A 16,029-nucleotide genomic window follows, 5' to 3' on the forward strand; every position below is an offset into this window, starting at 1 on the left:
TGCGAAATGTGGGTTAAAAATTATAGAACAAAATATTCAAATGAAAAAAGAAGGAACCGGCATAAGATATGCAGCTTATTTAAAAGCTACAGACGATTTTGTCGGAATCATCACGCTCAAAAGATACAATGCAAGAAATATGCGAGCTGAAATTGATTATATTGTAGCGCCTGAGCATCAGAGAAAAGGGTTGGCTACTGAAATGCTAGGGCTGTTTCTGAATGAAATATTTAACAAGTGGAATCTGGAACGAATCTCGACATATGTTTTTTTGGAGAATACTGCATCATGTAAGCTACTGGAAAAGTTCAACTTCACAAGAGAAGGAATATTGCGCCATTGGACTTGTGTAAATGGTAAATTTTACGATTCTTACTCTTATAGTTTACTTTCTTCTGACCGGACACAAAAATAGTAAAAAAGAGTTGGGCGGTAACATGGAACTAAATTGGGGACTTCTGTCATGCATGGAACCGGGAAACGCGAAAGCCCTGAAGTATTCATTTGTTTTTTACTCCAAAACGAAAGAATTTCCGCAATTTGTCAGAGCAAATTCGCACTAGAAAATGCTTATGATTTTTTTAGGAGAGAAAAAGCAATTTCGTTTGACAAGTGATGATTTATTCAAGGTTCGATGGGAATATGAGGCATACGTCATGCTGCAACCGGGCGGTTCAGTTTTTTAGAAAGCCCGGCCGGTTTAATAACTGTATATTGTGAGGTTTTTACAATGGAAGAAATTCATTTAGAAAAGTTCGGATCTGATGATTTTGATGATTATTTAAAACTTTACTCTAACCCGGATGTAATGGCAATGATAACGGAACGGGCGTTGTCAATAGAGGAAGCAATGCAAAAATATCAAAAAGTATTAGCTCGAAACCAAAAGTTTAAACAGTTTGGGACATTTAAAGTTTATGTCGGCTTAAAAAAATTCATCGGGCTCGGAAGCCTGGTTTTAAATGAAGAAGTGCCGAGTGAGGCTGAAATTGGATATATGTTACTCCCTGAATATTGGGGAAAAGGTTACGGCGGTCAAATTGCCAGTAAATTAATCAACGCAGCCAATCATGCCGGTCTGCATAAGCTTACTGCAATCATAGATCCAAATAACACTGCTTCAAAAAAGATTCTGTTAAAAAATGGTTTCTGTACTGTAAAGATTTGTGAGATGGATGGGCTTCCGGGAGAGATATTAGAAAAGCAGCTTAGTCAATAACAGGTAGTATTAACGGCCTTTCTCCCTTTTCTTTTTTTAATGCTTCAACAGGGTCACCCGGTATAAGACGAAGCCGGTCTGAATCTCCAAGACCTTGCACGTAAACAGGCCCATTTGTGTTATTAAGAATGGGCCTAAAACTATTTTAACTCACTGATGGTGCAGGCTCTCCAGCTTTTATTGTATTGGGGTGGGGGCTTTGTCCAACCTCATTTTTGTAGATCTCGATTGTTTTCGTCTGGTCACTTCTATTTCAAATCCTTGGGCTACAAGGAGCCTGTAACATCGTAAATACTCTCATATAAAATCGAAAACAGCATGCTGACAAACCGGATACAATCCAAAATTAGATTCGTTTAGCAAGCCCAAATTATAAGGGTTTGCTGACTATCCTTTTTTTTCGTAAACCAATTTTGCCGCCGCTGTTATTGAATGCCTGTATCCTTCTGGTATAAGTTCGTTTTCTAAATGGTTTATTTTAATCCATTTGTATTCTATATGTTCCTCGCTTATCTGAATATGTGACAAATTGTCGCATACACAGAAATATGTTACAATAAACACAAATTTATTTGGAAGGACCTCATATACCCACGAATCAATAATATTTTCAACGCTGCACTTTAAATTCAGTTCTTCTTTGATTTCACGTTTCACGCATGTTTCTGGACTTTCGTTTTTCTCGAGTCTTCCTCCCGGCAACTCCCATTCATTGCGTTCGTTTTTTAGCAGTAATACGTGACCGTTATGTATGATAATGCCTTTAACGGAAACAGGCAAAACAAAACTCATGTTATACCTCCAGTGGCAGTCATCTGTTTTTTATGCTCATTTTACTGCCAGGATTTTCACGTTCTTATTGTCTTTCCTGCTGCAAAAATAACACTGTTGTGGATGTAAATCAAGATTTGGAAAAACCAATAAGGAAAAAGTAGTTACGAGCCTGATAAGCGGTTTTCATTGCCTTTAAGCCAGTTCGGCCGTCATATGGCGGTCAAAAGCGTCATCTACAAAAATCAAGCAGGCAAGTCCATTGTGTAAGCCGGTATGCACCAGACATGATCAAACGAGTTTTATTTGCTAAAGATCTTTTTGACTGGTGTTTCAGCTTACCACCATTAAGTTTTTTTCTTTCGCCTTCGTTTTCCATATCGCAATCCTTCGTTCCACAGCCAATATACAATACTTTTCATTCTTCTATTCCTTGTCGAGGGAACAAGATTTAAGTTGAAAAATTTCTTAATAATATTTAGAATATATGATAAAATGAATACAAAAAACAGGATTTAATGAATAATCCGGTCATAGTGTTTAACGAAAAAGGGGACTGTTTTGCAGAATCTTTTACCAAAGGAGTTCTTGGTTCATTTAAGCGTACCGGGAAATACATACAAATCCAGCCTGCCCTGCCAGCTCAGTGTTAGAATCTGTACTTGATTTTAGAGTAATTTGGGAAAACTTGAGGAGGGTTCATATGCTGCTATTCCATTATCATTTTTGGACACCTCATTTAGAGGAAACAGAAAAATTCTATGTAGAGAATGGTTTTCGAACTTCACTTCGGACGGGGAAATACCAAGGAGAATATCAAACTTTCAATCCTCCTTTGGAATGGGATGATTTCCGGAACAAACCTATTACTTTCAGGATAATTGAAGTCAGGAGAGGTGCAATGAACATCACTTTTGGATTTGGGAAAAAGGTTATGTTTGATCACATTGGATTTTTAGTAACAAAAAAAGAACTCGATAAAATTTGTCACAATGCCCGGAGCATGAACTGGCCAGTTAACACGAATGATAGAAGAACTTTTATAGGAACGCCCTATGGTTTTAGAATTGAGCTTCAAAGTAATGCCGACTCAATAGATGGAACACGATCCAGTGAAAAAATGGAGGGATTGGAGTTAATTTTAAAAAAAGAGGGATTCGAAAGAGATTTATCTAAATTATTAAACAGTCCAGTTCATTTTATTCGCTCAAAAATAGGAGAAACCCCTACAATAAGTAAAGCAGTGATGAGTGGTATCCTTATTTCAAATCAAAAAGATCCCAATGGTGTAAATGTGATTGGGAAGGTTGGAGAAACGAATTAACAATAGCAGTACCCTGAAATGCAGCACAAAGCATTTAAAACAAAGCTATTAAAGAATAAGTGGGGAAGAAAAAGCGGAGGCCAAACTGATTATACGCTGTACCATCCCGGATGTGCACGATGTGATGCTGGTTGAAGACATATGAATCATTCGCTTAGGAATCATTTATAAACTTACCGAATCAGATTTTATGGCCTTGAGAGGATCAAATTATGAAATTTAGAGATTTTCACGTTAATATAAAAGTAAGAATTTTCGAATTATTTGCCAGCAGGTTAGTGGGTAACATGGTACTTCCCTTTATGTCTATATACTTGGCTGATCATTTTGGAACGAAAATTACCGGCTTACTGATCCTCATCAATGTATTTACCGGTATTACAATGTCACTTTTAAGTGGGTATATTGCGGATCAGTATGGCCGAAGAAATGTAATGATCACAGCTGAGTCTTTAAGACTTTGTTCATTTTTTATAATGACAGTGAGTAATTCCCCTTGGTTTGAATCTTATGGATTAACATTTATCGCAATGTGTATGAATAGTGTTTGCTGGGGACTTGCCGGACCTGCAAATCAGGCCATGCTTATTGATGTCAGTACGCCTGATCAGCGCAAGACGATTTATTCTATTATGTACTGGGCAAATAATATCTCTATGTCTATAGGCGGGATTATCGGAGCCTTTTTCTTCAAACGGTATCTGTTTCAGCTATTTTTAATTCTTACACTTATGACAGCGATCATCCTTATCGTCATTTTCTTGTTTATAAAAGAGACCCACAAACCTAGCAAATCGATAGCAACACCAAAAATGACGCCTAGAAAACATATTTTAGAAGTCTACTACACCTACAAGAAAGTAGTCCAGGACAGACTTTTTATAAGTTTTTTAACTGCAGCTGTCCTTTTGTTATCATTAGAAAACCAATTGACCAATTACATTGGAATAAAGCTGGATAAACATATGCCTATACAAGATTTTTTATTGTGGAAGATTGATGGATCCACCATGATGGGGCTATTAAGAAGTGAAAACACGATATTAGTAGCATTAATCGCTTTGTTTTCGGCCAAATTAACACAAAAATATAAAGATAAGAATATATTAGTAGTCAATTGTTTTATATATACAATTGGATTTTCCGGGATTGCGTTTTCAAATAATATTTGGGTTTTATTTATCATGATGGCGCTTCATACTTTAGGAGAAGTACTATTGGCTCCTGTTCAAGAATCTTACATGGCAACCATTCCTCCTGAAAACGCCAGAGGTGCATATTTAGCATTTTATAATTTACAATACGACTTATGTATGATCATAGTCGGAATAACTGTCTCGTTAAGTGGATTCCTGTCACCCTTCGTTATGGCTTGGATATTAACTGTAATCGGACTTTTAGGGACCTTTATTTTCTATTTCATCACGCCTAAGTTAGATATTTTAAAAGATAAAGCTATCAAAGAAGAAATGAGGATTTAGAGATTAATCATTGTAAAACAGTATAAGTGCAAGCAAGATACGTCTGTGGTATTTTCTTTCATTATGGTAAAGATGAAAAGCAGTTTTAGCGAATTTCTCGTGGAGAAAACGATGTACCAAGAAAAATATCGAGAGGATTAAAAATGGCCCTCAAGATTGGGGGATTTCAGTTCTATTGATCCGAGGGAGAGGGATAAATGGAAATAAGATTGCCGAATCAATTGGAAATGAAACAAATTCAACGTCTTACTTCGCAGGCGATTTATGAGGGGACAATGGGCGAAACAAAGCCAAATCTTGAAAAAGCAAAGGAAATCGTTGCATCCCTTTTAAAAAAGGGATGCAGCTACTTTGTTGCGGTTGAGGATCAGCAAGTTTTGGGATGGATACTAACCGGTATAAGCAAAGATTCTTTTACGGAGAAATCAGTCGGGTTTATTTATGAATTGTTTGTAAAGGAAGAGTTTAGAGGAAAAGGGATAGCGAAAGAATTAATGCTATACGCAAAACATTCCTTAAAAGAAGAAGGACTTACGGAGATACGCTTAAATGTATATGAGGGTAATCCGGCTATAAGATTATATGAAAAATTGGGGTTTCAAGTTAGAAGTGTTTCAATGGCTTTGAAATTGGAATAGCCAGCACTATTCTAAAACGTCCATTGGCGCTTAACCGGGTAAGATTTTGAGCAATGATAGAGGGAGAAATCATGGTTTTAAGTTGTTGGTAGCTAAATTGGTTTAGTAAAATGAAAGTTGAGCTTTGTGGCACCAAAGACTATGGAACAGAAGATAGAAGGGCTTGAATGGGAAGGATTGTCCGACGATCATTTACCCCAGGAGGTGGAAATATGGCCTTACAGATGATCATTGTGTTCATCTTGAATTTCATCATATCCTTGATTGGAACCCTAGCTTATTCGGTCAGAATGGTAGGGGTAAGAACAGGGAAGATTGCAGTATCTTTTGCCGTCTTCAATATTTTAACCTTGATTTCCAGGATTGCAGTGACATTTCAAGTACCGCTGCTGACGAAATATGTTGAAGGTCATACGGAGACAAACGGCTTATTACATATTTTTAACCTTATCATCGTTATTTCCGGAGTAGCCACTGCGGTTGGCGCTTTGCTCATTCCAACTTTCCAAAGACTATTTTACCGGGGCGTTTTGTACTTCTCGGCTGACCGGTCTATTCCTAAGCTGGTTCTGCACAGTTTTTCCAAGGCAGGTCTTCATTATATGAAGGACTGCGTTGCTGTACCTGTAAAAGAAAATATTTTACAGCTCAACTTTAGAAAGCTGCCGGTGAAAATTATTATTTACAATCTGGTAACAGTTGCTTTATTAACAGTTGGTTCTTTGGCGCCGATTTATGCCGGCAGTCTTGAACCGGATTTAAGGGCAACATGCATCACTTTATCTTCCATTATTAATGGAGTTGCAACCATTTTGATGTCGATCTTCATTGATCCGCAGCTATCCATCATGACCGATGATGTGATCGATGGCAAATGCAGTGAAGAGGATTTCAGAAAGGTGGTTGTTGCGATGGTAGGTAGCAAAACAGTGGGCACATTCGCATCGCTATTCCTGCTTATTCCTTCTGCCTATGCCATCGTTTTTGTAGCCAAATTGATTTGAAAATGGTCAAAAAGGGGCTTCCCTTGAACGTCAATTACAGCGGGATACTAGAGGGTTGCTAGCATTTAAGAATGTTTCTTTTTTCTTTGGTCAGCCATATGACACAGCTTGTAAAAAGCGAACGCCGGAATACAGCCTGAGATTATGTTAAAATCATATTTGGTTTGAAAAATGATACGAATGGCTGGTGGGCGTTCATGAGAAAAACACGTGATTGTTGGGTGATGATTTGTTCGATGGCATGGGTTGCCTTTGTTCTAATTTGTTTAAGATTCACCTTTGTCGCAAATTTTGGAGACATCACGAAAGTATTTGTTGAAGAATTGGTGCTGCTTGTAAGTGTTTTCGTTTTAAATGTGTTGTTTTTAAAACAAAAAGTAACATGGCGGATAAAGTCTTCTTTTAAAGAAACTCTGCTGATTATGATACCCGTCTTCTTTTTCTTTATGATTGATATATTGGTATCTTCCGGTCATGCATTGCTAGATATATTAAAGGCCGGCGGGATTTCAGTGATTGTCGCGCTCTTCGAAGAATATTATTTCAGGGGAATTATTTTTTCTAAAATCAGTTTCTATTTAAAAGAAGGAAAAGCGGCTTATGCAGGGAGAATAAAAGCCTGCCTGTATTCCGGGTTGATTTTTGGCGGATTTCATTTTATTAACCTTTTTCATCAATCATTTTATATTACAACGTTGCAGGTCATCCAGGTTACTTGTTTAGGCCTAGTTTTATGTGCCTTATATCTTCGCTCGGGAAGTTTAATACTCCCGATCATGCTTCATGCAGCAATCGATTTTATTAGTTTTATCAGTAGCGGGCCGGAAGTGGATGCCCATCTCACATTAAGAGGATGCCTTACGGGGGCAGTGGTTTATATTGTTATTGCATTTCTACTGTTAATTGGAGGCAGAAGGCGTATAGCTGCAAGGACATAACCTGCAAATGATGAAGGCATACTCCTCGCTTTATCTGTCAGCTGGTCCCATATAGTGAATCAGCAGCCGGTTAAATAAATGAGGGACTCCCATCAGCCATTGATCGACTATTGGGACAGCTCCTGTGCAGCCAACAATCTTTAGGAATATTTCTTTTTTCCTTGATGAGTTGTTCAAGTTCATTCAGATCTTCTTCTGTTGCCATGTTACGAATAAAAGAACGGGCGGAGGAGCGCAGGGGTAAATAGCGCCTGTGCTCTCTGTTTTTGTTATTATAAGAGGCCTGGTCGAACTTTTTATTTGTCATATGATTCCCTGCGTTTAAATAATTTTACGAAATACCATACAACAACGACTGTACCGATTACGGATAAAACAGCTCCGGAAACAAGATGAAGTGTTTGATTAAATCTGTCTCCGAAATAAAGATACAATGCAACAGCTGCCCAGAAGAAAATCAACAGTATTTTTTTCATAGTGTTTGTGCGATGCTAAGATATCGTTTTAGCGAGGAAGAAGATAATCCTCTCCACCTCTTTTCGGTTTGGCGGAAGGGTTTGATACAACCGTGTAGCGTTAATCTCCGCTGGTATTTATGCATCGGTGAAGTGATCCAGCATCGCTTTTCCCACTCCCTTTCTAAGATTAATTATACGAATGTATGATAAAACCGCCATAGAAAATAACAATTTTCTTATATCTTTTAACGAAAATCTCCGGCTTTTTTCGGAGATACCGAGAAAAAGGCAAAATTTTTATAATTCAACTATGAAGTGGAGAGCACCCCGTTTCTTCTGAGTAAACTAAATTATTAAAAATTATCTACGTGGCTATTAAGATAAAAAAACGCACGAAGGAAGATGGCAAGCTGGAAAATTGGATGGCTGGTTTTCCCCCTGAAATGCGTTAAAATAAATGTATGCACTTTATCGCGCACAGAGGAGGAAAATATGGAAAAGCAACCTTTGCATAAATTTTACGAAAAAAACCGGCTTGAAAGAATCAAGGCGCTGGAACAGGCGAAGGCCATTTCAGCCGAAGATGCCGCGCTGCTTGAAAAAGGGCTTGTGCTGCCGGATGAAACGGCGGACCATATGATTGAAAACCAGATTGCCAAATATGAATTGCCATATGGTACGGCATTGAACTTTCTGATTGACGGAAAAGAGTATGTCGTCCCGATGGCGATTGAGGAGCCTTCTGTTGTGGCGGCGGCAAGTTCGGCGGCAAAAATCATCAACAAGGCAGGCGGTTTCCGAACGACAGTGAGCAATCGTATGATGATCGGGCAGGTGGCGTTAATGGACGTTCCGGATCCGATCCGTGCGAAAACGGTGGTGATGGCCCATGAGGAAGAACTTTTGCAAACGGCAAATGAAGCCAAGCCTTCGATTGTGAAGCGGGGCGGCGGGGCCCGGAAATTGGAAGTCCGTCTGATCCCGGCTGATGAAAAAGCCGGCACACCTGCTTTTTTTGTTGTCCATCTCCATATTGATACGCTGGAAGCAATGGGTGCGAATATCATCGATACCATGGCGGAGGCGATCAAACCGCATTTGGAAGAGTGGACAGGGGGACGGGCATTAATGGGCATTCTCTCCAATTATGCCACTGAATGCCTGGCAACGGCCGAATGCCGGATTCCCGTGTCATTGCTTGAAAAAAACGGCATGTCCGGTGAAGAAGTCCGCGACCGGATCATTGAAGCCGCCCAATTTGCATACGCGGATCCTTACCGGGCTGCAACGCATAACAAAGGCATTATGAACGGCGTTGATGCCGTTGTGATCGCAACCGGAAACGATTGGCGCGCAATTGAAGCGGGTGCCCATGCCTATGCAGCAAGGTCCGGCAAGTATCGTTCCCTTTCTATTTGGAGCAAGGCAGAAAACGGAGACCTGCTTGGCAGCCTCACCCTTCCGCTTCCGGTCGGGACAGTCGGCGGCCAGATCAGCATCCACCCTGCTGCCGGTTTCAGCAAGCGGTTGCTGGGTTACCAAAATGCAAAAGAACTGGAATCGATCATTGTCTCCGCTGGGCTTGGCCAGAACTTTTCCGCCATCAAAGCCCTTGTAACAGACGGGATTCAAAAAGGGCATATGGCACTGCACGCCAAATCGCTCGCTATCACAGCAGGTGCCTCTGGAAGCGAAATTGACCGGGTTGCAGAAAAACTAAAACAAAGCGGGACAATTGATCTTGCTACGGCAAAGGAAATTTTAAAAGAAATCAGAGGATGACAGGCGGGGGCACTGAACAGAAATAGGAAGAAAAAACACGCGGGTATGAAAAACGGCGCCAAGAATATCGAGGCACTGAACAAAATATAGGAAAAAAACGGTGAGACACGATTATGGTGATGTCCCACCGTTTTTTTCTTTTGGAGCTTTTCAGTGGCTTCTGGCAGGCAGGTGGGTTTTTCTAAAGCAGGATGAAACCACTGAGGCCCGGGCTTACGGCGACCTCTCCGTTTTTGGAAAGTGGCCTGCGCTTATTCTCTTTAGCAAAAACCAGAGGCACGCTTTAAGCATGCCTCTCGTTTTTACATGTTTTTATTGATGTATTGCCGCTTGTGCCCTTCGATTCCGGCAAGGCAAACGGTGGCCGGATCCTCGTTCACCGGCAAGGTAACGGCCGATCCGTCGTTTGGAAGCGATGTTGTAAAAATGGCTTCGTATTCGGCAATGCTAATTTCTTTTCGTGCCTCGAGCATTTGCTGATGGCGAGCCGGCTGCAAGGCTTTACGGTAGCCCGGCTGCAGAATCCCTGAGAAAAATTCCCCGACTGCGCCGGAACCGTAGCTGTACAGGCCGATCCTCGCACCTGCTTCTATATTTGTATTTTGTTCGAGCAGGGAAAGCAGGCTCAAATACAAAGCGCCGGTATAAATGTTCCCGACTATTTTGTTATAACTTTTGCTTGTTTCATAATGGGCAAGAAGTCTTTCGCGCCCGTCTTCATCCGTTTCATCCAGCACCGTTCTCAGCGCTTTTAAGCCCATTTTTGTATACGGCATATGGAAGCAAATGGCTTTGAAATCACTTAACGTAAAGCCGGTTTTTTCTCTGTACTGCTTCCAGACATTTTGGAAGAAACTGATGTATTTTTCATTGGAAAACTTGCCGTCCACATAAGCGGAATCCGAATAGACCGGCCGCCAAAAGTCCATGATGTCTTCCGTATGATACACGCTCGGTTCTTCGATCGCAAGAATTTTCGGATGGGCGCTTACGACCATGGCGACGGCGCCCGCCCCTTGGGTAACCTCTCCTGAAGTATTTAATCCGTATCTTGAAATATCCGACCCGAGCACGAGCACTTTGCTTTCCGGATGCAGGGCGATATGCCCTCTTGCCATTTGCAGCCCTGCCGTAGCACCGAAGCATGCTTCTTTCACTTCAACGGCCCGTACTTCCGGTTTTAAGCCGAGCAACCGGTGCACATAAATTGCAGCTGCCTTTGAGTGGTCGACGCCGGATTCCGTGCCGAAAATCACGAAATCGATCTTTTCTTTATCTTCGTCTGTTAAAATTTCGAGCGCCGCATTGGCAGCGAGCGTCACCGCATCCTGGGTCACCGGGGCGACGGCCATTTTTTCCTGGCCGATTCCGATTAAAAATTTTCCAGGGTCCTCATTCCGGGCAAGTGCCAGTTTTTCCATGTCAACATATAAATGCGGGGTATAAAACCCGATCTTGTCTATTCCGATTTGCAACTGCTATTCACACCTTTTTTACAGGAATTGTTATTGAAATTTGAGAAACTGTACTAAATAATTTAATATAAACGGTGTCGAAATACAACTTATCACGATGCACGGACACCTTCCCATTATAGTACAAGTTGCTAGGATTGTGGATGGGAAATGACAGAGAGGGAGTAAACGTATATGCATGAAGTTGCGATTATCAGCGCCGTCCGGACCCCGATCGGGAAATTCGGCGGCAGTTTAAAAGATATATCTGCTGTGGAACTGGGTGCGATTGCCGCAGAAGAAGCGATCCGGCGCGCCGGCGTTTCCGCACAGGAGGTCGATTATGCCGTTTTTGGCAATGTTCTGTCGGCGGGTCTCGGCCAAAATCCGGCCCGGCAAATGGCAGTCAGAGCCGGCATTCCGTATGAAGTGCCTGCCGTAACCGTGAATGAAGTATGCGGCTCCGGATTGAAAGCTGTGCTGCTTGCTGCCCAGATGATTCAGCTTGGTGAGGCGAAAATAACAGTTGCCGGCGGGGCGGAAAACATGTCGCGTGCGCCCTTTCTTGCAGAACAGGCACGCTGGGGCCATAAGCTTGGCAATATGGCGATGGCAGACAGCATGCTGCGCGACGGCCTGACGGATGCATTTGAAGGCATCCATATGGGTTTGACGGCGGAAAATGTGGCGGCAAAATTCGGCATTTCCCGCGAAGAACAGGACTGTTTTGCGCTTCAATCCCAGCAAAAAGCCGCGCAGGCGCAAAAGGCCGGCCGTTTCAAAGATGAAATTGTGCCGGTAAAAGTAAAACAGAGAAGAAGCGAGATGCTGTTTACCGAGGATGAGCATGTCCGCCCCGATACGACGCTTGATGAGCTCGCGAAGCTGAAACCCGCTTTTCTCGAAGACGGTACTGTCACAGCAGGGAATGCTTCGGGGATCAATGACGGCGCAGCTGCTATTGTTTTAATGGAAAAATCACTTGCGGATGAAAAAAAGATTCCTTATTTCGGGGTCATCAAAGGGTATGCAGAAGCAGGAACGGACCCTTCCATCATGGGTTATGCCCCTTATTACGCAATTCAAAAGCTGCTTGAAAAGACCGGTGCATCCCTTGAAGAAGTGGATTTAATCGAGCTGAACGAAGCTTTTGCTTCCCAAAGCCTTGCCGTTATCAGGGATTTGGGGCTTGATCCGGAAAAAGTCAATGTTAACGGTGGGGCGATTGCACTGGGGCATCCGATCGGGGCATCCGGCGCAAGAATTCTCGTCACACTTTTACATGAAATGGAAAAAAGAAATATGCGCACCGGCCTTGCCTCGCTCTGTGTCGGCGGCGGTATCGGCATTTCGATGCTGGTCGAGCGCACGTGACATTGCCGGCTTTTGCCTGGTTTTTGGAAAGATGCGGAAAACCTTTGTCAGGCGCAAAACTTTTTCGCTATTACTCTTGTATGAAATGGAAATAAGAAATGTGCGCACTGGTCTTGCCTCGCTCTGTGTCGGCGGCGGCCTCGGCATTTCGAAGCTGGTCGAGCGCACGTGACATCGCCGGGATTTTCCGGATTTTTGGAAAAATGAGGAAAAACTCTGTCAGACGCAGGGCTTTTCCGCTGTTGCTCTTGCATGAAATGGAAAAAAGAAATGTGCGCACCGGCCTTGCCTCGCTTTGTGTCGGCGGCGGCCTCGGCATTTCGAAGCTGGTTAGGCGCACGTGACATCGCCGGGATTTAGCAAGAACAAGAACAGGAAAAGCCCTGCCTGATGCAGGGCTTTTTCTCTATTTTTTGTTCCGGATAGGATTTTTCCACCTGGTCAGGATAACGTAAGGACTTCATATTTGGATGCTAATTCTGCAAATTGTGCCATGCTGCTGATTTTTCCAGCTGCAAGTTTTTCGTTTAGCCCATAAAAGTCCACACAGGTTTTACAAGCAAGAACGTCCACGCCTTTTTCCTCCAATTCTTTCAATTGAAGGGAAACGAGCGAGCCTTCTGTTAACGTAAACACACCGCGGTTTACGCAAAAAACAGTGGCAGGCAGTTCTTCCTTTTGCTTCAGGATGGTAAAGAAGGTTTCCAACAATCCTTCCCCCAATTCTTGTTCCCCTTTTCCAAGCTGATCCGACGCAAGCAAAATAACTTTGTTTTTCAATGTCTCCACCTCAATGACTTTCTTTCTATTTTAGCAAATCCTGCCAGACTTTTCCCGTGCCAGATACGGCGGCTGCCACAAGCCCGGGGCGTTCAGTGCCGCGGTTTCTTTAACCATTTTTTTGGATGCCTAGCGGTTGAGGGTATATTTGAGCAAAAGCATATGAACAAGCTGATAGAATAACGCCAGGATGCAAAAGAGGATAGGGTACGCAATAGCAGAATACACAGGTTTCCAGCCATTGTAGTAAAACGTACCCGTCATGATGAACAAAAACTCAAAAACCATCGCCACGATCGTCCATCCTGCAATATAGAGGAACCGGGTGCGGAACCTGTTTGGAAAAAAGTTGATAAAGGTAATATTGATGGCCGGATAAATCCCAAACAAATAACAAAGGGCTTTCCAGTCGACTCCTTTTGTAAAGTATCCAAAAAGATCATACTTGAGATCCAGAAATAAATTGACGATTAATTCAAGGTACATGGCAAACAGGGTGGTGCACAGCATTTCAATGCCGCTAAATTTTTTTGGCATGAGAAAAGCAAACAGATTCAGGACGATCATCAAAATGATAAGGAATACCATGCTTCAACACCCCGATTCCAGGATTGGCTTTTTCTTATCCTCTCCTATTTTGGCCGGGAGATTACAAAAAATCGCACATTCCGGAAACCCGGTTAAAGGACGCTCGCCTTATTCTTTGTTATAATTTTACAAGAATAACGTAAACAAAGGGGGATGGCTCATTTGGCGAAAAAAGTATTGGTATACAGCGAACTGCCTGGGGATTTGATTGAAAAGCTGAAGGAAATATTTGAAGTACGCTACATACCAGGGGGCAAGGATATTTCCGATCTTCTGCCTGACTTAACGGAAGCGGACGGGCTGCTCGGTTCCTGGCTCCGGGCGGGAAAAGAATTGCTGGACCACGCACCGGCCTTGAAAATCATCAGCAATATAACGGTCGGATATGACAATCTCGATATCCCGTTGCTGACAGAGCGGGGGATTATGGCAACCAATACGCCGGGTGTGCTCGATGAAACAACAGCGGATACCATCTTTGGCTTGATGCTTGCAGCGGCGCGGCGATTTACGGAACTGGACCGGCTTGTCAAAAACGGCAATTGGAAAGCGCCTGTTTCTACTGAACATTACGGTATTGATATCCACCATAAAACGCTTGGCATTATCGGTATGGGCAGAATCGGAAGCAAAATTGCGAAACGGGCCCATTTCGGTTTTGATATGGACATTTTATACCATAACCGTTCCCGCGACCCGGAAGCCGAGCAGCTGTATGATGCGGTATACTGTGAGCTTGATGAACTGCTGGAAAAATCGGATTTCATTTGCCTGATGGTGCCGCTTACCCCGGAAACGCACCGGTTAATCGGGGAACGGGAATTCAAAGTGATGAAGAAAACGGCCGTTTTTGTCAATGGTTCAAGGGGCACGACAGTAGACGAAGCGGCGCTTGTCAAAGCCCTTCAGGAAAAAGTCATTTATGCGGCCGGCCTTGATGTATATGAACAGGAACCCGTTTCGCCGGATAACCCGCTTTTAAAAATGGACAATGTCATCACCCTTCCGCACGTTGGCTCTGCTACACACGAAACACGCTATGCAATGGCAAAACTTGCGGTTGAAAATCTCACGAAGGGGCTGCTTGGAGAATGCCCGCCCAATTTGATTAACCGGGAAGTTTTCCGCGGCCGGGCGTAATCACGAACGCTTGCTGAACGATTCCGATTCGTTCGGCAAGCGCTGTTTTGTTTTGGCATGATGCAGGGAAAGCTTGAAAGACACGGGCGAAGAATCCTGATGGCAATGGAACGGTTCTGATAAACATGATTGCTGTATTTTTACAATGAGCGTTCCCCGGCCGGGTTGCTTGCCGGGGAACGCCACTGTTTTTACGGCGGGAGCATCCGCTTTTTTTATTTTCCAAGGGGTATATCAATGAGTAAGCGGGGATGTAGACAAACCATTCGTTAATGTAATATAATGAGGAACAATTGTTCTTTTTTGGCAGATTTATTTTATAAAAATATCCAATGTTGGCCTGATTCGACCAAGAGAGATCCTTATAAGGAATGGAACCGTGTGTAAAACGGTTGTCAGTGTGAAAATCCCGCAAAATTTTGGTTGAAAGGTGAATCTGGAGTGGCTCTATGTTAAGAAAGGGAGCCAAATTTGTCTTGTATCTTAACATAGAAGCGCTCTACGTTAAGGAAGCGAGCCAAAACCGCCGTGTATCTTAACATAGAAGCGCTCTACGTTAAGGAAGCAGCTGAAATTTTCCGTGTATCTTAACATAGAGAGGCTCTACGTTAAGGAAGCAAGTCAAATCTGCCGTGTATCTTAACATAGAGAGGCTCTACGTTAAGGAAGCAAGTCAAATCTGCCGTGTATCTTAACATAGAGAGGCTCTACGTTAAGGAAGCAGCCGAAATCTGTCTTGTATCTTAACATAGAGTGGCCCTACGTTAAGGAAGCGAACCAAATCCGCCGCGTATCTTAACATAGAGAGGCTCTACGTTAAGGAAGCAGCTGAAATCTGTCTTGTATCTTAACATAGAAGAGCTCTACGTTAAGGAAGCAGCTGAAATTTTCCGTGTATCTTAAACATAGAAGCGCTCTACGTTAAGGAAGCGCGCGAAAACAGCCGTGTATCTTAACATAGAGAGGCTCTACGTTAAGGAAGCAGCTGAAATCTGTCTTGTATCTTAACATAGAAGGGCTCTACGTTAAGGAAGCGAGCCAAACCTTCGCCGTATCTTAACATAGAGAGGCTCTACGT

17 protein-coding genes are annotated in these 16,029 nt (G+C 42.7%); 11 read left to right on the forward strand and 6 right to left on the reverse strand.

What is annotated here, in order from left to right; genetic code table 11:
- A partial coding sequence (locus P9687_RS11915) for a GNAT family N-acetyltransferase (protein ID WP_328228668.1) occupies positions 1 to 415 on the forward strand: 415 nt, incomplete at its 5' end.
- A gap of 315 nt (positions 416 to 730) precedes the next feature.
- Positions 731 to 1,219, forward strand: a complete 489-nt coding sequence (locus tag P9687_RS11920) for a GNAT family N-acetyltransferase (RefSeq protein WP_026683794.1) — start codon at positions 731 to 733, stop codon at positions 1,217 to 1,219.
- Positions 1,220 to 1,606: 387 nt separating this feature from the next.
- On the opposite strand, the gene P9687_RS11925 is transcribed toward P9687_RS11920, so the two are convergent.
- Both P9687_RS11925 and P9687_RS11930 read right to left on the reverse strand, forming a co-directional pair.
- Positions 1,607 to 2,011: an NUDIX hydrolase gene (locus P9687_RS11925; protein WP_014096427.1), complete on the reverse strand. Its 405-nt coding sequence runs from the start codon at positions 2,009 to 2,011 to the stop codon at positions 1,607 to 1,609.
- Between the two features lie 211 nt (positions 2,012 to 2,222).
- Positions 2,223 to 2,369, reverse strand: coding sequence for a hypothetical protein (locus P9687_RS11930; RefSeq protein ID WP_014096426.1), 147 nt, complete (start codon positions 2,367 to 2,369; stop codon positions 2,223 to 2,225).
- Positions 2,370 to 2,693: 324 nt separating this feature from the next.
- On the opposite strand from P9687_RS11930, the gene P9687_RS11935 reads away from it, so the two are divergent.
- The 5 genes from P9687_RS11935 to P9687_RS11955 all read left to right on the forward strand — a co-directional run bounded on the left by P9687_RS11935 (position 2,694) and on the right by P9687_RS11955 (position 7,375).
- Positions 2,694 to 3,314: a hypothetical protein gene (locus P9687_RS11935; protein ID WP_017550280.1), complete on the forward strand. Its 621-nt coding sequence runs from the start codon at positions 2,694 to 2,696 to the stop codon at positions 3,312 to 3,314.
- Positions 3,315 to 3,526: 212 nt separating this feature from the next.
- The gene (locus tag P9687_RS11940; protein WP_014096424.1) at positions 3,527 to 4,795 is read left to right on the forward strand and encodes an MDR family MFS transporter; all 1,269 of its coding nucleotides are present in this window, start codon (positions 3,527 to 3,529) and stop codon (positions 4,793 to 4,795) included.
- Positions 4,796 to 4,992: 197 nt separating this feature from the next.
- The gene (locus P9687_RS11945; protein ID WP_014096423.1) at positions 4,993 to 5,433 is read left to right on the forward strand and encodes a GNAT family N-acetyltransferase; all 441 of its coding nucleotides are present in this window, start codon (positions 4,993 to 4,995) and stop codon (positions 5,431 to 5,433) included.
- Between the two features lie 212 nt (positions 5,434 to 5,645).
- Entirely contained in the window at positions 5,646 to 6,437 is a 792-nt protein-coding gene (locus tag P9687_RS11950; protein ID WP_026683791.1) for a lipid II flippase Amj family protein, read from the forward strand.
- 197 nt (positions 6,438 to 6,634) lie between these two features.
- Complete coding sequence (locus tag P9687_RS11955; protein ID WP_035190989.1) at positions 6,635 to 7,375, forward strand: CPBP family intramembrane glutamic endopeptidase; 741 nt, start codon at positions 6,635 to 6,637, stop codon at positions 7,373 to 7,375.
- Positions 7,376 to 7,445: 70 nt separating this feature from the next.
- Here the strand turns inward: P9687_RS11955 and P9687_RS11960 are convergent, their stop codons facing one another.
- A complete protein-coding gene (locus P9687_RS11960; protein WP_014096420.1) occupies positions 7,446 to 7,682 on the reverse strand; it encodes a hypothetical protein in 237 nt (78 codons plus the stop codon).
- Between the two features lie 643 nt (positions 7,683 to 8,325).
- Here P9687_RS11960 and P9687_RS11965 point away from each other — a divergent pair.
- A complete protein-coding gene (locus P9687_RS11965; RefSeq protein WP_046721533.1) occupies positions 8,326 to 9,615 on the forward strand; it encodes a hydroxymethylglutaryl-CoA reductase, degradative in 1,290 nt (429 codons plus the stop codon).
- A 302-nt stretch (positions 9,616 to 9,917) separates the two neighbouring features.
- On the opposite strand, the gene P9687_RS11970 is transcribed toward P9687_RS11965, so the two are convergent.
- On the reverse strand, positions 9,918 to 11,090 hold the full coding sequence (locus P9687_RS11970) for a hydroxymethylglutaryl-CoA synthase (protein WP_026683787.1): 1,173 nt from the start codon (positions 11,088 to 11,090) through the stop codon (positions 9,918 to 9,920).
- A gap of 174 nt (positions 11,091 to 11,264) precedes the next feature.
- On the opposite strand from P9687_RS11970, the gene P9687_RS11975 reads away from it, so the two are divergent.
- Both P9687_RS11975 and P9687_RS11980 read left to right on the forward strand, forming a co-directional pair.
- Positions 11,265 to 12,443, forward strand: a complete 1,179-nt coding sequence (locus P9687_RS11975; RefSeq protein ID WP_035190996.1) for an acetyl-CoA C-acetyltransferase — start codon at positions 11,265 to 11,267, stop codon at positions 12,441 to 12,443.
- Between the two features lie 203 nt (positions 12,444 to 12,646).
- Positions 12,647 to 12,787 carry a hypothetical protein gene (locus tag P9687_RS11980; protein ID WP_202962628.1) on the forward strand — a complete coding sequence of 47 codons (141 nt, stop codon included), beginning with the start codon at positions 12,647 to 12,649 and terminating at the stop codon, positions 12,785 to 12,787.
- A gap of 97 nt (positions 12,788 to 12,884) precedes the next feature.
- Here P9687_RS11980 and P9687_RS11985 read toward each other — a convergent pair whose 3' ends face one another.
- Positions 12,885 to 13,223 (reverse strand): DsrE family protein, encoded by a 339-nt coding sequence (locus P9687_RS11985; RefSeq protein ID WP_035191002.1) that lies wholly within the window; start codon positions 13,221 to 13,223, stop codon positions 12,885 to 12,887.
- Positions 13,224 to 13,352: 129 nt separating this feature from the next.
- Positions 13,353 to 13,811 carry a CBO0543 family protein gene (locus P9687_RS11990; RefSeq protein ID WP_035191004.1) on the reverse strand — a complete coding sequence of 153 codons (459 nt, stop codon included), beginning with the start codon at positions 13,809 to 13,811 and terminating at the stop codon, positions 13,353 to 13,355.
- A 162-nt stretch (positions 13,812 to 13,973) separates the two neighbouring features.
- On the opposite strand from P9687_RS11990, the gene P9687_RS11995 reads away from it, so the two are divergent.
- On the forward strand, positions 13,974 to 14,951 hold the full coding sequence (locus P9687_RS11995; RefSeq protein WP_035191008.1) for a 2-hydroxyacid dehydrogenase: 978 nt from the start codon (positions 13,974 to 13,976) through the stop codon (positions 14,949 to 14,951).
- Positions 14,952 to 16,029 lie beyond the last annotated feature (1,078 nt).

The sequence above is a fragment of the Weizmannia sp. CD-2023 genome, from assembly GCF_036225245.1.
Classification (GTDB): domain Bacteria; phylum Bacillota; class Bacilli; order Bacillales; family Bacillaceae_C; genus Weizmannia; species Weizmannia faecalis.

Bases quoted from the DNA above. Each gene is read 5' to 3' on its own strand.
- P9687_RS11920 (WP_026683794.1), top strand. From the start codon at position 731: ATGGAAGAAATTCATTTAGAAAAGTTCGGATCTGATGATTTTGATGAT.
- P9687_RS11925 (WP_014096427.1), bottom strand. From the start codon at position 2,011: ATGAGTTTTGTTTTGCCTGTTTCCGTTAAAGGCATTATCATACATAAC.
- P9687_RS11930 (WP_014096426.1), bottom strand. From the start codon at position 2,369: ATGGAAAACGAAGGCGAAAGAAAAAAACTTAATGGTGGTAAGCTGAAA.
- P9687_RS11935 (WP_017550280.1), top strand. From the start codon at position 2,694: ATGCTGCTATTCCATTATCATTTTTGGACACCTCATTTAGAGGAAACA.
- P9687_RS11940 (WP_014096424.1), top strand. From the start codon at position 3,527: ATGAAATTTAGAGATTTTCACGTTAATATAAAAGTAAGAATTTTCGAA.
- P9687_RS11945 (WP_014096423.1), top strand. From the start codon at position 4,993: ATGGAAATAAGATTGCCGAATCAATTGGAAATGAAACAAATTCAACGT.
- P9687_RS11950 (WP_026683791.1), top strand. From the start codon at position 5,646: ATGGCCTTACAGATGATCATTGTGTTCATCTTGAATTTCATCATATCC.
- P9687_RS11955 (WP_035190989.1), top strand. From the start codon at position 6,635: ATGAGAAAAACACGTGATTGTTGGGTGATGATTTGTTCGATGGCATGG.
- P9687_RS11960 (WP_014096420.1), bottom strand. From the start codon at position 7,682: ATGACAAATAAAAAGTTCGACCAGGCCTCTTATAATAACAAAAACAGA.
- P9687_RS11965 (WP_046721533.1), top strand. From the start codon at position 8,326: ATGGAAAAGCAACCTTTGCATAAATTTTACGAAAAAAACCGGCTTGAA.
- P9687_RS11975 (WP_035190996.1), top strand. From the start codon at position 11,265: ATGCATGAAGTTGCGATTATCAGCGCCGTCCGGACCCCGATCGGGAAA.
- P9687_RS11980 (WP_202962628.1), top strand. From the start codon at position 12,647: ATGAGGAAAAACTCTGTCAGACGCAGGGCTTTTCCGCTGTTGCTCTTG.
- P9687_RS11990 (WP_035191004.1), bottom strand. From the start codon at position 13,811: ATGGTATTCCTTATCATTTTGATGATCGTCCTGAATCTGTTTGCTTTT.